At 61.7% G+C, this 13,696-nt stretch carries 9 protein-coding genes; 3 read left to right on the top strand and 6 right to left on the bottom strand.

Annotated features, from left to right (window positions below):
* Nucleotides 1–78: 78 nt before the first annotated feature.
* Both rho and argS read right to left on the bottom strand, forming a co-directional pair.
* Nucleotides 79–2,652 (bottom strand): transcription termination factor Rho, encoded by a 2,574-nt coding sequence (gene rho, locus ACESSC_RS01650; protein WP_373160978.1) that lies wholly within the window; start codon nucleotides 2,650–2,652, stop codon nucleotides 79–81.
* Nucleotides 2,653–3,181: 529 nt separating this feature from the next.
* Nucleotides 3,182–5,035, bottom strand: coding sequence for an arginine--tRNA ligase (gene argS, locus ACESSC_RS01645; protein WP_373160977.1), 1,854 nt, complete (start codon nucleotides 5,033–5,035; stop codon nucleotides 3,182–3,184).
* A gap of 342 nt (nucleotides 5,036–5,377) precedes the next feature.
* Here argS and ACESSC_RS01640 point away from each other — a divergent pair, with 342 nt between their 5' ends.
* Together ACESSC_RS01640 and ACESSC_RS01635 are read left to right on the top strand one after the other, a co-directional pair.
* Entirely contained in the window at nucleotides 5,378–5,863 is a 486-nt protein-coding gene (locus ACESSC_RS01640; protein WP_022094807.1) for a CarD family transcriptional regulator, read from the top strand.
* A gap of 356 nt (nucleotides 5,864–6,219) precedes the next feature.
* Nucleotides 6,220–6,978: a transposase gene (locus ACESSC_RS01635; protein WP_373160976.1), complete on the top strand. Its 759-nt coding sequence runs from the start codon at nucleotides 6,220–6,222 to the stop codon at nucleotides 6,976–6,978.
* A 132-nt stretch (nucleotides 6,979–7,110) separates the two neighbouring features.
* Here ACESSC_RS01635 and ACESSC_RS01630 read toward each other — a convergent pair whose 3' ends face one another.
* Nucleotides 7,111–7,710, bottom strand: coding sequence for an HD domain-containing protein (locus tag ACESSC_RS01630; RefSeq protein ID WP_373160975.1), 600 nt, complete (start codon nucleotides 7,708–7,710; stop codon nucleotides 7,111–7,113).
* A 171-nt stretch (nucleotides 7,711–7,881) separates the two neighbouring features.
* Complete coding sequence (locus ACESSC_RS01625; protein ID WP_373160974.1) at nucleotides 7,882–9,168, bottom strand: glutamate-5-semialdehyde dehydrogenase; 1,287 nt, start codon at nucleotides 9,166–9,168, stop codon at nucleotides 7,882–7,884.
* Between the two features lie 112 nt (nucleotides 9,169–9,280).
* On the opposite strand from ACESSC_RS01625, the gene ACESSC_RS01620 reads away from it, so the two are divergent.
* Nucleotides 9,281–10,699 (top strand): alpha/beta fold hydrolase, encoded by a 1,419-nt coding sequence (locus ACESSC_RS01620; RefSeq protein WP_373160973.1) that lies wholly within the window; start codon nucleotides 9,281–9,283, stop codon nucleotides 10,697–10,699.
* 198 nt (nucleotides 10,700–10,897) lie between these two features.
* On the opposite strand, the gene proB is transcribed toward ACESSC_RS01620, so the two are convergent.
* Together proB and ACESSC_RS01610 are read right to left on the bottom strand one after the other, a co-directional pair.
* Nucleotides 10,898–12,025 carry a glutamate 5-kinase gene (gene proB / locus ACESSC_RS01615; RefSeq protein ID WP_373160972.1) on the bottom strand — a complete coding sequence of 376 codons (1,128 nt, stop codon included), beginning with the start codon at nucleotides 12,023–12,025 and terminating at the stop codon, nucleotides 10,898–10,900.
* Between the two features lie 103 nt (nucleotides 12,026–12,128).
* Nucleotides 12,129–13,634, bottom strand: coding sequence for a nicotinate phosphoribosyltransferase (locus ACESSC_RS01610; protein ID WP_373160971.1), 1,506 nt, complete (start codon nucleotides 13,632–13,634; stop codon nucleotides 12,129–12,131).
* Nucleotides 13,635–13,696: the final 62 nt, after the last annotated feature.

The raw sequence follows: 13,696 nt of genomic DNA, 5'->3' as shown, positions 1-13,696 counted from the left end.
GCGCTATGGAAAAGGGCCGAGGCTCAAAGCCCCGACCCTTTATCGCATTGATGACTATCGCTGCGCGCGGATGACAACCTAGAACGTCTGCTCGTAGTCGCTGTGTTTTTTGGCCGAACGCACCAGGAACTCCTGGTTGGTGTTGGTGCCCTTAAGACCCTTGATAAACGATGCGGCTGCGCGCTCGGTGTTGTTCATGCCGGCAAGAATGCGACGCAGGCCAAAGACAAACGGACGCATCTGCTCGTCGACCAACAGGTCCTCGTTACGCGTACCGGAGGCAACGGGGTCGATAGCCGGGAAGATGCGGCGGTCGGCCAGGTCGCGGTCGAGCTTAAGCTCCATGTTGCCGGTGCCCTTGAACTCCTCAAAGATGACCTCGTCCATCTTGGAACCGGTGTCGATGAGGGCAGAGGCCAGGATGGTAAGCGAGCCACCGTTCTCGATATTGCGGGCTGCACCCAGGAAGCGCTTGGGCGGATATAGGGCCGCCGAATCGACGCCGCCCGAAAGGATGCGGCCCGAGGCGGGCGCCGCCAAGTTGTAGGCGCGGGCGAGGCGCGTGATGGAGTCGAGCACCACCACGACGTCGCCACCCAGCTCTACGATGCGCTTGGCGCGCTCGATGACGAGCTCTGCCACGCGAGTGTGGTTGTCGGCAGGCATATCGAAGGTCGACGCCACAACCTCACCCTTGATGGAACGCTGCATATCGGTGACCTCTTCGGGGCGCTCGTCGACGAGCAGGCAGATGAGGTGCACCTCGGGGTTGTTAATCGAGATGGACTGGCAGATCTTCTTGAGGATCGTAGTCTTGCCGGCCTTGGGCGGGGACACGATCAGGCCGCGCTGGCCCTTGCCGATCGGTGACACGATGTCGATGGCGCGACCGGTGATGGAATCCTTGCCGTGCTCCATGCGCAGCGGCTCATTGGGATAGACCGGGGTGAGGTCGCCGAACTTGGGGCGGTTGCGAATCTGCTCGGGGTCCAGACCGTTGACGGTCGTGATTTTGGCGAGGCCGGCGCGCTTGTCGCCGCCGCGCGAAGGACGCAGCGAGCCCTCGATGACGTCGCCCGTGCGCAGGCGCGCGGAGCGGATGAGGTAGGCGGGCACGAAGGCGTCGTCGTTGGACTTCATGTAGCCATGGGCGTGGATGATGCCGGAGCTGTCCGGGCGAATCTGCAGAATGCCCTTGATGTCGCGGAAGCCCTCGGCCTTCGCGGCGGTGACGTAGATCTCCTCGACGAGCTCGGCCTTCTTCTTGCCGGTCGTCTCGATCTCGAACTCCTTGGCCTTCTCGCGCAGCTCAGCGACCTTCATGGCAGCGAGCTCCTCGCGCGAAAGCGTGGGCTCGGTGGGAGCGGCATTACGCTCCTTGTTGCGCTGTTTGCGATCGCGCTGGCGGTTGCGGCGGTCGTTGTTGCGCTCGTCCTTGCGCTCGTTGCGCTCCTCGTTGCGCTTGTGCTGGCGACGGTTGGGGCGAGCGCCGTCTTCGCCCTCGGCGGGGGCGGCACCATCGGTTGCGGCGGTGCCAACATTGGCCGCAGCGGTGTCATTGGTCTCGGCGCCAGAATTAACCTGCGCTTCGACATCAGCCTGCTGCTCGGCGGCCTTGGCCTTAATGGACTTCTTGCGACCGCGCTTGGGCTTCTCGGATGCAGGCTGTTCGACGTCCTGGGGCTCGACGGCATCAGTCGATGCATCGGCGGTCGTCTCGGCGGAATCCTCGGACGCACCCTTCTTGGCAGCCTTAGCCTTGGACGTGCGCTTAGCAGCAGTACGACGGCTGCGACCGGGACGGACGTCGGCGGGCTCGGCATCGGCAGAAACGGCCTCGGAAGTCGCAGCATCCTGGACGGGTGCATCGGCAGCAGTTGAGGACTTGCCGGTCACCTCAGCATCCCGAGCGGCGGCGGCTGCGGCTGCGGCCTTCTCGGCCTCGACAAAGGCCTTGGGCTTGCGACCGCGACGGTGCGGGCGCAAAGCCGGATCGACAACGGGAACTTCGTTGGCCTCGACAGGCGCAGCGGGCTCAACAGGCAATGTGCCCTCCCCTGCCGCGGAACGGACCGAAGCCTCAGTGAGCTCGGGGGCTACCTGTTCCGCAACTTGCTCGGCCTTAGCAGCCGTGCGGCGGCGTGTGCGCGGTGCCGGCTTCTCGGTCGGCAGGTCGGCGGCAGGGGTCTCAATGGCGGCAGGCGTCTCGGGCACAGACGGAGCTGCAAGCTCGGTCAGAGCCGCGGCCTCGCGCTCGGCAGCACGACGGCGGGCGCGCACCACCTGAGCCTCGCTAATCTGCGCCAACGCACGTGCCTGCGCGACCTCATCGGAAATCGGCGCCGAGGAGTCAGCTGCAACGGTGCGCTTGGCGCGCGTCGTGCGCGTGGTACGGCGCTTGGGCTTGGTGACCTCCTCGCCGTCAGCGGCAGGCTTGGCCGTGCGGCGCGCGAGCTTGGGCTTTGCCGGAGCAGCCTCCTCACCAGTTGCAGACACGGCCTTCTCGGCCGCTGCAGGCGTAGGCGTCGAAGCAGCCTTAGGCGTCTCAGGAGCCGAGGCTTGCGCGGGCGCCGCGACCTGGTCCGACGCAACCGGTGCAGCGGGAGCGGCTTGCGTCGTCGTTATTTCGTTTTCTTGCTGTTGATCAGACACAGTGTTTGCTCAACTTTCTTTTCAAGCCCTGTGATCACATGCTCCCTGCATAAACCTTCAGGGCGGCTAAACAGTCTAGTTCCGTTCAAAACGACGAACATCATTGATCTGTATCGAGATGATTGCGTCAACTACGCAGCGTTAGTGTAACACAACCGCCGCCACCTGCAACTTAGTCATTGGGGACGTTCTTAAACGACTAGTCAAAAGGGACACTCTTAGGTTTGCCACCCACAAATCTGACTGCCTCCGCCAAAACTATGGCGGTTTACTACGATGAATCGCTCAACCGCGACTACTCCGAAACCGGTTGAACTAAAACCGCAGGTAGATGCCTTGCACTTTTTAGCGAAAAGCCGGCGTGGTTGGAATTCCTCAATTCATCGTAGTAAACCGGCATAGTTTCGTATTTCCAGCAGTTCCAAATTCATCAATACGTCGGCGTTTGCGAAAAAAGCCCGACCTCCGTAGGAGATCGGGCTTATAGGGCTCAGTTAAACCAAACCTACACGGTCAAATGACCCGCAGCTTACATCTGCTCGGGCGCGGAAACGCCAACGAGGGTGAGCACCAGGGCGAGCGTCACGCGGACGGCATCGCAAGCGGCCAGACGGGCACGCGAAAGCTCGGGGCCGACGGGACGGCCCTCGCTCGGCAGCACCTGGCAGGCAGCGTAGAAGCTGTGGAAGTCACCGGCGAGCTCCTCGGCAAAGTGCGTCAGACGGAACGGAGCGCGGTCGCGAGCGCAGCTGGCGATCAGGTCGGTAAGCTCGTTAAGCTTGCGCGAAAGGGCGAGCTCGGTCGGGTCGGTCAGCAGCGAGTAATCGACGTTCTCACCGATGGCCTTGGCGGCAACGGCCTTCATGCCCATCTCGCCGGCCTGCTCAGGCGTTACGTCAGCGGCACGGCGCAGGATGGAGCAGACGCGAGCGTGAGCGTACTGCACGTAATAGACCGGGTTGGAGTTGTCGCGCTTCTTAACGGCCTCAATGTCGAAGTCGACCATCTGGTTGGAGCTCTTGGAGATGAGCGTGTAGCGAGCGGCATCGGAGCCGACCTCGTCGACGAGCTCCTGCAGGGTCACCATGGTGCCCTTGCGCTTGGACATACGGACGGGCTTGCCGTTACGCAGCAGGTTGACGAGCTGGCCCAGTAGAACCTCGAACTTGCCGGGGTAACCCAGAGCGTCGCAGACGCAGCGGACGCGCTCGATGTAACCGTGGTGGTCGGCGCCCCAGATGTCGATGACGTGATCGACGCGCTGGAACTTATCCCAGTGATAGGCGACGTCGGAGGCGAAGTAGGTGTACTCGCCGTCGGACTTGATCAGGACGCGGTCCTTGTCGTCGCCCAGATCGGTGGAGCGGAACCACAGGGCGCCGTCCTTGGTGTAGAGGTAGCCCATCTTGTCGAGCTTCTCAAAAGCGCGGTCGACGGCGGAGGTGCCGGCGGTCTCGCCCTCGGTGTCCTTCACATACAGCGAGCGCTCGGAGTACCAACGGTCAAAGTCGCAGTTGACGGCGTGGCAGAGGTCGCGCATGTTGTCGACCATCTTCACGTAGCCGCGCTCACGGAAGCTCTCCATACGCTCCTGCGGATCGGCGTCGACCCACTTGTCGCCGTCGGTGCGCCAGAACTCGGCGGCCTCGTCGATGATGTAGTCGCCGCCGTAAGAGTCCTTGCCCAAGGTCTCGGCAAAGTTGTCCTGATACGGATGGGTCTCGGGGTGCTCGTCGTTCTCGTCGGCAACAAAGGCGTCACGGTCGGCGATCAGCAGCTTGTGAGCCTCGTCGATATCAACGCCCTGCTTGGCGATGATGTCGGCAAGCTGCATATAGCGCGTGCTGATGGAGTTGCCGAAGGTGTTCATCTGAGAGCCGTGGTCATTGATGTAGAACTCACGCTGGATGTCGTAACCGGCGTGGTCCATGACGCGGCAAAGGGAGTCGCCCAGAGCGGCCCAGCGGCCGTGACCAATGTGCATGGGGCCAACGGGGTTGGCGGAAACGAACTCGACCTGGGTCTTCAGGCCACCACCGACGTTGGACTTAGCGAAGTCCATGCCCTTCTCGCGAGCCTCGCCAAAGATGGCATTCTTGACGGCAACGGAGAGGTAGAAGTTGATGAAGCCGGGGCCTGCGATCTCGACCTTCTCGATCGCGGGGTCCTCGGGCATATGGGCAACGATGGCCTCGGCGATCTTGCGCGGGGCGCAGCGGGCCAGCTTGGCGGACTTCAGGGCCATGGTAGAGGTCCACTCGCCATGAGAAGTGTCAGCCGGTCGCTCGATAGCGCAATCGTCAAGTTCAAATGCGGAAAGGTCGCCGGCCTCCTGGGCCGCAGCAAGCGCAGCGCGTACCAGCTCTTCAATCTTCTCGGGCATAGATCCTCCTTGTGTTAAAGCCCCCGAGCTCTTGGTCACTCGTAGGGCAAAAGCCAGAGTTTGTAGCACTCTATCACAAGCGACGGGCACTGTCGCAGGGTAAAGCTAATAGATATTGCATATGCACAAAAATGACTACAGCTTGCATGGAGTCACTCAAAGATGCCGGTCTGCCTGCAGATTATGCAGGCGTTAAAAATGCATAAAGGTGTGAATGAGCTGCGTCTGTTATCGAATACTCTTACCTATCAGAGTTGTGTGCTTTTCCTGCATAAAGTCAGGGTTTGCGCACGTCAGCGTGTTATTCTAGACATACGTAAATTCGTATAAGTTGGAGGTAGCATGTTCTCAATCGGTCAACACGTCATTCATCCGGGCCAGGGAGTCTGCACCGTCGTCGGTTTTAGGGACGACACACCGCAGCCCATGCTGCTGCTCGAGACCAAGCAGGGACATGCACAGACGATCCTCATGTACCCCGTGGCGCAGGCCGACCGTTTGCACGCCGCTATCTCGCAGCAAGATGCCGAGCACCTGCTGAGCCACTACGACGAGCTGGAGTGCGACACCTTTACCGAGCGCAACAGCTCACTTGAGGAGACGCACTTTAAGCAGCAGCTCAAGCTGGGCGCACCCGAGACGGTCCGCGTGGCAAAGACCATGATGCACCGCATTCGCCAGGCCGAGGAAGCTGATAAAAAGCCCAGCTCCTACTACATGCGCGTACTCAAGGAGGCCAAGCGTCGCTCCATCGAGGAGTTCGCCGTGGCCTTGGGCGTCACCGAGGAGGACGCCGAAGCCCGCCTAGCCCAAGCCGCCCTCAACTAACCTGCCAAAAAGGGACAGGTTTATTTTGGCAGGTTTTATCTGGCCAAACGTCAACAAACAATCAGTAAATGGCCGGGTGCTCCATTTTGTTTGTGAGCGCCCGGCCATTTTTCTATCGCCGCGGAAATGCGTGAAGCCTATTTGCGATGAAATCAAGCGAGGGCCGTCCAGATCGACGTAACCAACGCCCGCATCCACAACAAGCGTGTCCGTCTTGCTCAATTACCATTAAAGAGCATCAATTTGAAAACGCAATAACATTTCGGCAGGTAGCAGCTATAGTCGGTGAAGTGAATCTCAACAACCGAAGCCTCCGAATGAGGTATCTTCAGCCCATCTAAGCTAAAGGAGGGGCCATGCCGAGAAAACCTCGTTCAAAGTCACCAACCGGTTATTTCCACGTCACGTTGCGTGGAAACGGAGGGCAATTGCTGTTTGACGATGCTGAGGACCGAATCGCCATGCTTCAGATCCTCGATGCGATCCTCCCCAAACACAATATCGAGCTTATCGCTTGGTGCCTTATGGGAAACCACATTCATCTGCTCATCGACGATCCGGACGACCGCAAGAGCGACGCGATGCACGCGGTAGCCGTATCGTATGCGGGCAGGTACAATGCGCGGACGGGGCATATCGGCCACGTGTTTCAGGAGCGGTTTTGGGATTCGCCGATTAGATCGGAGGAGTATCTGCTCGAAGCAATTCGATATATTCATTTGAATCCTCAAAAAGCAGGACTGGCGACATACGACGACTATCCATGGAGCAGCCATCGTGAGTACCTAATGGGAGCAAGGTCTCGGCCGCATGTCACCGGGGACATTGTCGACGCACTTTTTCCGACGCCGCGCTCATATTTCAAGTTCATGAAAAGTGTACCCACGCTGCCCTATCGTCCGAGCGCAACGGCAAAGGTGCGAGAGGAAGATCTAAGTGAATTTGGTGCGGCAGTCGTGCAAAACGTCGCGGGATGTGCGCCCACAGAACTCAAATCCGTCTCCAAGGCACTTCGCAACGAAGCGATACTGGCCCTTCGAAAAGAAGGGCTGACGATCAAACAGGTTCAGTTATTAACCGGGTTGGGAACGTGGATTATAAAGAATGCCGCATAGTCACCTGCCGGCAACGACTGAATAGTCCCGAGGCGTCACAAGAAAACGGAAACGCCTCCGCAGTTAAGAACTACAACGGAGGCGTTTCCACAGATAAAACATGTCAAAATAAACCTGTCCCTTTTTGGCAGGTTAGGCCTGGAAGGTATCGCGATCGGGCGCGAAGGACTGCATGGCTGCGATGGTGCGGTCGAAGAGCTCGGGAAGCTCCCAGCCCAGCATCTCGGCGCCCTGCGAAATTACATCGCGCGAGCAGCCGGCGGCAAAGCGCTTGTCCTTGAATTTCTTTTTGAGCGACTTGGTCGTAAAGTCCATGACGCTCTTGCTCGGGCGCATGATGACGGCGGCGCCGATCAGGCCGGTGAGCTCATCGCAGGCAAACAGGATCTTTTCCATCTGCAGCTCGGGCTTGGGCAGCGAAGAGTTGAAGTCCGACGTGTGCGTTTGGATGGCGCGGATAAGCTCGGGAGTCGCACCCTCACCCTCGAGAATCTCGGCAGCATAGATGGTGTGGTTCATGGGGTCATCCTCATGCTCCTCCCAATCCAGGTCATGCAGCAGACCGACAATGCCCCAAAACTCTTCGTTTTCGGGGTCGAACTCGCGCGCAAAGTAGCGCATGGTGCCCTCGACGGTCTCGCCGTGCGTGATGTGGAACGGGTCCTTGTTGTGCTCGTTGAGCAGTTCAAACGCGCGGTCGCGGGTGATTCCGGCGGAAAGCGTCTGGGACATGGCAGAACCTCCAGGTGAGTCGGTGCTAGGACACGGTGTCACTATCGTATATCGCCGCGGGCCAAGTCGAAAGGCAGAAAAGGCATGCGGAGAAAAAAGCCGGGCGAACGTGTCGCCCGACAAAACCGCAGATAAAACCTGCCAAAATAAACCTGTCCCTTTTTGGTAGGTTTAGGGACGGACCTGGCCGGTGCCGCGGAGCTTGTATTTGTAGGTAGTGAGGGCCTCGGCGGCAAAGGGGCCGCGGGCGTGGAGCTTTTGGGTCGAGATGCCGATCTCGGCACCCAGTCCAAACTCGCCGCCGTCAGTGAAGCGCGTGCTGGCGTTGGCGTACACGGCCGAGGCATCGACCGCATCCAGGAAGCGCTCGCAGGCATCCTCGTCCTCGGCAACAATGGCCTCGGAGTGCATGGTGCCGTAGCGGTTGATATGCGCGATGGCCTCGTCCTCGTTCGCCACGACCTTCACGCTCATCTCGAGCGCCAGGTACTCGCGGCCCCAATCCTCCTCGGTCGCGGCCACGTAGTCGTCGCCCTCGGCAAGCCCAGCGTCGGCGCATGCGGCGCACGTGGCCTCGTCGCCGTGAATCAGCACGCCGTGATCGTGCAGCACGGCAACGACTGCGGGCAAGAAGCGATCAGCAACGGCACGGTCGACCAGCAGCGACTCGGCGGCATTGCACACGCCCACGCGCTGGGTCTTGGCATTGACGATAATGTTGAGTGCTTTGTCAAAGTCGGCGGATTCGTGCACGTAGATATGGCAGTTGCCCGTACCCGTCTCAATCACCGGCACAAGCGACTCGCGCACGCAGCGCTGAATCAGGCCCGCACCGCCACGCGGAATGAGCACGTCGACGATGCCGCGGAGCTTCATGAGCTCGCCGGTGGCCTCGCGGTCGGTGGACTCGATCATCGAGATAGCCTCGCGCGGGAAACCCTGGGCCTCAAGCGCATCGGCCAGCAACTCGGAAATCATGGCGCACGAGTGATAAGCCAGCGAACCGCCGCGCAGAATGCAGGCGTTGCCGGTGCGGATGCAGATGCCCGCGGCATCGGCCGTCACGTTGGGGCGCGCCTCATAGACCATGGCGACCAGGCCCAGCGGTACGCTCACGCGGGTGAGGTCCACGCCGCTTGCAAGCACGCGGTGGTCGAGCACGCGGCCGACAGGATCGGGCAGCTCAGCGAGCTTCTCCAGGCCGGCGGCCATGCCCTCGACGCGCTCGGGCGTCAACAGCAGACGGTCGAGGAGCCCCGCTGAGGTGCCCGCATCGCGTGCGGCGGACATATCGAGCTCGTTGGCGGCGACGATGGAGTCGACACCATCGCGCAGCGCCGCGGCCATGGCGCACACGGCCTCCTGGCGCTGCTCGTCGCTCGCCGTGGCAAGCGAGGCCGACGCTGCCTTGGCGGCAACGGCAAGATCATGGACATACGTGGCTATATCGACCGACATAGGCGGCCCTTTCTCCTAGAAGTTTGCAACCATGGTAGCCGATTTGCGCATGGCCTCGCCCGCGGCGGTAGAATTGGTCAAACCGAAACACCGCAACGAACGGAAGTACCGCATGGCCCTCATCACTTCGTACCACGTCCCCGGCCTCTATGTCGAAGACCACAGCATCGACGTCCCCCTTGACTGGCGCGGCCTAGAGCCGATGCTGTTGGCCGTCGGCAGTACCATGCGCCGCGGCGCTATGCCGGCACCCATCGCCGGCGCGCCCGAGAGCATCAAGCTCTTCTACCGCGTGGCTTGCGCGCCCGACCGCATCAACGACGATCTGCCGCTGCTCCTGTTTTTGCAGGGCGGCCCCGGTGGCGAGAGCCCGCGTCCGCTGTCGCCCACAAGCGATGGCTGGATCGAGGAGGCCGTCAAGCACTTCCGCGTCGTCCTGCCCGACCAGCGCGGCACCGGGCGCAGCAGCTGTGTAGACGGGCGCACGATCGCGGCTCTGGGCGAGCGCGCGACGGCGGCCGGCTCCGATGCCGCACGCTCGCAGGCGGACTTTCTCAAGCGTCACCTCGCCAGCTCCATCGTGCGCGATTTTGAGTACCTGCGCCTCGTGGACTTTGGCGGCAAGCCGTGGGTCACGCTCGGCCAAAGCTACGGCGGCTTTTTGACGCTGAGCTACCTGTCGCTCTTCCCCGAGGGCGTGGCGGCAAGCTTTACCTGCGGTGGCATCCCCCACGTCCCGGCGAGCGCCAGCGAGGTCTACGCGCACACCTTCCCGCGCATGGCCGCCAAGACGCAGCAGTATTACGACCGCTACCCCGCCGACGTCGAGCGCGTGGCGGCTCTTGCCGATGCGCTTGAGGAGCAGAAGCCCGTGCTGCCCGACGGCTCACCAATGACGGTGGAGCGCCTGCAACTTATGGGCAGCGACTTTGGCATGAAGCCGAGCTTTGAGCGCATGCATTGGATTATCGATCACGCTTTTGTTGACGGCGACGGTACGCTGAGTTGCGGTGCCTCGGCATCCGATAGCTTTTTGATGCGCGCCTTCGAGCGCACCAACACGCGCACGAATCCGCTGTACTGGACGCTTCAGGAGTTCATCTACGCCGACGGCGACACCATGCCCATTCGCTGGGCCGCGGCAGAGGAGAAGGCCCATCGCGCCGAGTTCGACACGCTCGCGCGCCCGCTCATGTTTACCGGCGAGGCCATGTTCCCGTGGATGTTTGAGCAGATGCCCGAGCTTAAGCCGTTTAAACCCGCCATGGACCTGCTGATGGAAGACACCAGCTGGGACAAGATCTACGACCCGCAGCGCCTGGCCCGCAACGAGGTGCCGCTCCAGGCCGCGGTGTATTTCGACGACATGTACGTCGATTCGGGCCTGCAGCTCGATACGCTCAGCCGCGTGGGCAACTCGCACGCCTGGGTGACCAACGAGTTCGAGCACGACGGCCTGCACGGAAGCGTGGTATTCAAGCACCTCTTCGACGAAGCCCTCAACCGCGGAGACCTGCGCCGGATCTTCTAGCAAAGAAGCGTCCCCACCTGCCGGCGCAAAAGGAAAATCCCCAAGTGCCGAGAACAGCAACATTGCAGGTAGAGGACGGAAAGCGAAAACGCCCCTAAGCGAGCAAGGTGACGTGAAAGAGGAGGGCATTGACCTTTTGGTCATGCCCGACGATTGAACGTCAGATTGCCGCTTAGGGGCGTTTGCAGCGTCAATTGGTTAAGCAAACACAATCAAGTTGTCCCTGTGAATCGCGGGCTTCTCGGCCAGGTCTGCCAGCAGGCGGTTGCTGGCAATCTGATCCTGGCGGCGGCCGGCAGCAAGCTCCAGCACGTCCGAATCGGCCTCGGCGATACCGCGGGCGACAACCATACCGCTCGGGTCGCACACATCGAGCACATCGCCCTCGGCAAACTCGCCATCGACCTGGCGAATACCCACCGCGAGCAAGGACGAACCGTGACTGACCAGCGCCTTCGCGGCACCGTCGTCAACCGTTACCGAGCCATGAGCCTTGTCACCCAGCGCGATCCACAGCTTGCGCGGCGCAATGTCCAGGCGCTCCGCCGGCGGATCGAACAGGGTTCCCACGCTCTCGCCACGGGCCAGGCGCACGAGCGCATCGGGCTCCTCGCCCGAGCAAATCACGCTCTGAATGCCGGCCGTCATCAAAATGCGGCTCGCGCGGATCTTGGTGATCATGCCTCCCGTACCCACCGAGGTCGAAGAATCGCCCGCAGAGGCAATGATCTTGGCATCGATTTTGCGCACGACCGGGATAAACTCGGCCGTCGGATCCTCATGCGGATTGGCGGTGTAGAGGCCGTCGATGTCGGACAGCGTCACGCATAGGTCGGCGGAGACCAGGCAGCTCACGAGCGCCGCCAGCGTGTCGTTGTCGCCGAACTTGATCTCGTCGACGGTAACGGTGTCGTTTTCGTTGACGACCGGCACCACGCCCAGCTCCACCAGGCGCAGCAAAGCGTCGCGCGCGTGCAGGTAGGACGTACGGCGCGCCGTGTCGTGGCGCGTGAGCAGCACGAGCGAGGTAAGCAGGTCACGCGCATGGAACTCCTCGTCGTAGGCCGACGAGATGATGCACTGGCCGGCCGAAGCGCATGCCTGCAGGCTCGGCAGATCGCCGACCGGTTTGCGGTCGAAGCCCAGCACGGGATAACCGCAGGCAATGGCGCCGGAGCTCACCACGACCAAGCGCCAGCCGAGCTTGCGCAGGGCCGCGGCCTGATCGGCCAGGCCACCGATAAACGCGCGGTTGACCTTACCGTCGGCACCCACCACCGTGGACGAGCCGATCTTTACCACCATCGTTTTATGAGAAGTCGTCATACGTCAAACCAATCGAATGTCGAGCGGGCGGGCGAACTGGAGCAGCCGGGGCGCCTGGTGCGGGACGGACGAAAATGATCCGTTTTCCTCCGTCCCCTTCGGATCATTTTGCCCAGGGGAAGGCCGAAGCCGCGGCCATGTTCTTGCGTACGAGCTCGTCGCGCACCTGGGCCAGGCCCTGCTCCATGCCCACCACGTAGGTCTGCGGATACAGAAAGCGCTTGTAGGCAGCGTCCAGATGATCGAGCGCCCAGGCGCAGCGGCCGCGCGCGTCCTCGATGCCCTCACGCGGAGCAACCGCGCTGCCGTCGCGCACGATCGGCACCAGCAGCTCGCGATACTCGAGCTCGGACACATCGGTCACCAAGGCGGCATCGTTCACGGCCACAAGGGTATTGCCGCGCGCGGCGCCCTCCCCTGCCAGATGGTCCTCGTCATAGATCATGTCGCAGACCGGGCCGCCAAAGCCGTCGTAATAGCGGCGCACGCGCTGCACGCCGGGGATCGTGCGCTTGTAGGGCTGCTCGGAAAGCTTCACCACCGGCGTCCACGACTCCGCGTCGCTCGCACGACGGGCCGAAAGCTTGTACACGCCGCCCAGCGCAGGCTGATCGTAGCAGGTCGCGAGCTTGGTGCCCACGCCAAAGCTATCGATGGGCGCGCCCTGGTCGAGCAGCGACTGGATTGTGTACTCGTCAAGGTCGTTGGAGACCGAAATCCCCACATAGGGCAGGCCCTCGGCGTCAAAACGGCCGCGGACATACTTGGACAACTTAGCCAGGTCGCCCGAGTCGATGCGAATGGCCGACAGGCGCTCGCCCACCGCCTCCATCTCCTTGGCAACCGTAATGGCATGCTCGCAGCCCTCGCGTACATCGTAGGTGTCAATGAGCAGCGTGCAGTTCTTGGGGCTCGACTTGGCAAATGCGCGGAAGGCCTCGAGCTCGGAATCGAAGCTCATCACCCAGCTGTGCGCATGCGTGCCAAAGACGGGAATACCGTAGCGGCGACCGGCGAGCACATTAGACGTAGAGGAACAGCCGGCAACGTAGCTCGCGCGCGCGACGGCCAGGCCGCCATCGGGACCCTGGGCACGGCGCAGGCCAAACTCGGCCACGGGACGACCGTCGGCCGCCAACACCACGCGCGCCGTCTTGGTGGCGACAAGCGTCTGGAAGCCGACGATGTTGAGCAGCGCGGTCTCGAGCAGCTGGCACTCCAGCGACGGGCCGGTGACGCGCACCATGGGCTCGCGCGGAAAGACGAGCTCGCCCTCGGGCACGGCGTCAATGTTCACGTGTGCACGAAAGTTGCGCAGGTAGTCGAGGAATGCAGGCTTAAACATCGCGCCGCCGGCCGGAGCCTGGAGCGAAGCTAGATAGTCGATGTCCTCGGGCGTAAAGCGCAGGTTCTCGACAAGCTCGGGCAGCTCGGCAGTGCCGCACATGACGGCATACGCGCTGCCAAAGGGATGGTCACGGTAAAAAGCCGTAAAACAACCCTGTTCATTGGCCTTGCCGCTCTCCCACAGGCCCTGGGCCATAGTGAGTTCGTACAGATCGGTGAGCATTGCAATGTCGGTGGGATGCGAGATGTCGGTCAAAGCCATGGGGCGACCTTTCGGATGTGTTGTGCAGAGGTTGAGGGTTGGGCGAGGCGGACGTGCGGGCA

It is taken from the genome of Collinsella aerofaciens (genome assembly GCF_964243765.1).
Classification (GTDB): Bacteria; Actinomycetota; Coriobacteriia; order Coriobacteriales; family Coriobacteriaceae; genus Collinsella; species Collinsella aerofaciens_BU.
The sequence above is the reverse complement of the archived record's forward strand: the minus strand, read 5'-3'. Positions and strand labels throughout refer to the sequence as shown.

What these genes read in the sequence shown, in the direction of transcription:
- argS (WP_373160977.1), bottom strand. Translation starts at nt 5,035, where the DNA reads ATGCCCGAGAAGATTGAAGAGCTGGTACGCGCTGCGCTTGCTGCGGCC.
- ACESSC_RS01640 (WP_022094807.1), top strand. Translation starts at nt 5,378, where the DNA reads ATGTTCTCAATCGGTCAACACGTCATTCATCCGGGCCAGGGAGTCTGC.
- ACESSC_RS01635 (WP_373160976.1), top strand. Translation starts at nt 6,220, where the DNA reads ATGCCGAGAAAACCTCGTTCAAAGTCACCAACCGGTTATTTCCACGTC.
- ACESSC_RS01630 (WP_373160975.1), bottom strand. Translation starts at nt 7,710, where the DNA reads ATGTCCCAGACGCTTTCCGCCGGAATCACCCGCGACCGCGCGTTTGAA.
- ACESSC_RS01625 (WP_373160974.1), bottom strand. Translation starts at nt 9,168, where the DNA reads ATGTCGGTCGATATAGCCACGTATGTCCATGATCTTGCCGTTGCCGCC.
- ACESSC_RS01620 (WP_373160973.1), top strand. Translation starts at nt 9,281, where the DNA reads ATGGCCCTCATCACTTCGTACCACGTCCCCGGCCTCTATGTCGAAGAC.
- proB (WP_373160972.1), bottom strand. Translation starts at nt 12,025, where the DNA reads ATGACGACTTCTCATAAAACGATGGTGGTAAAGATCGGCTCGTCCACG.
- ACESSC_RS01610 (WP_373160971.1), bottom strand. Translation starts at nt 13,634, where the DNA reads ATGGCTTTGACCGACATCTCGCATCCCACCGACATTGCAATGCTCACC.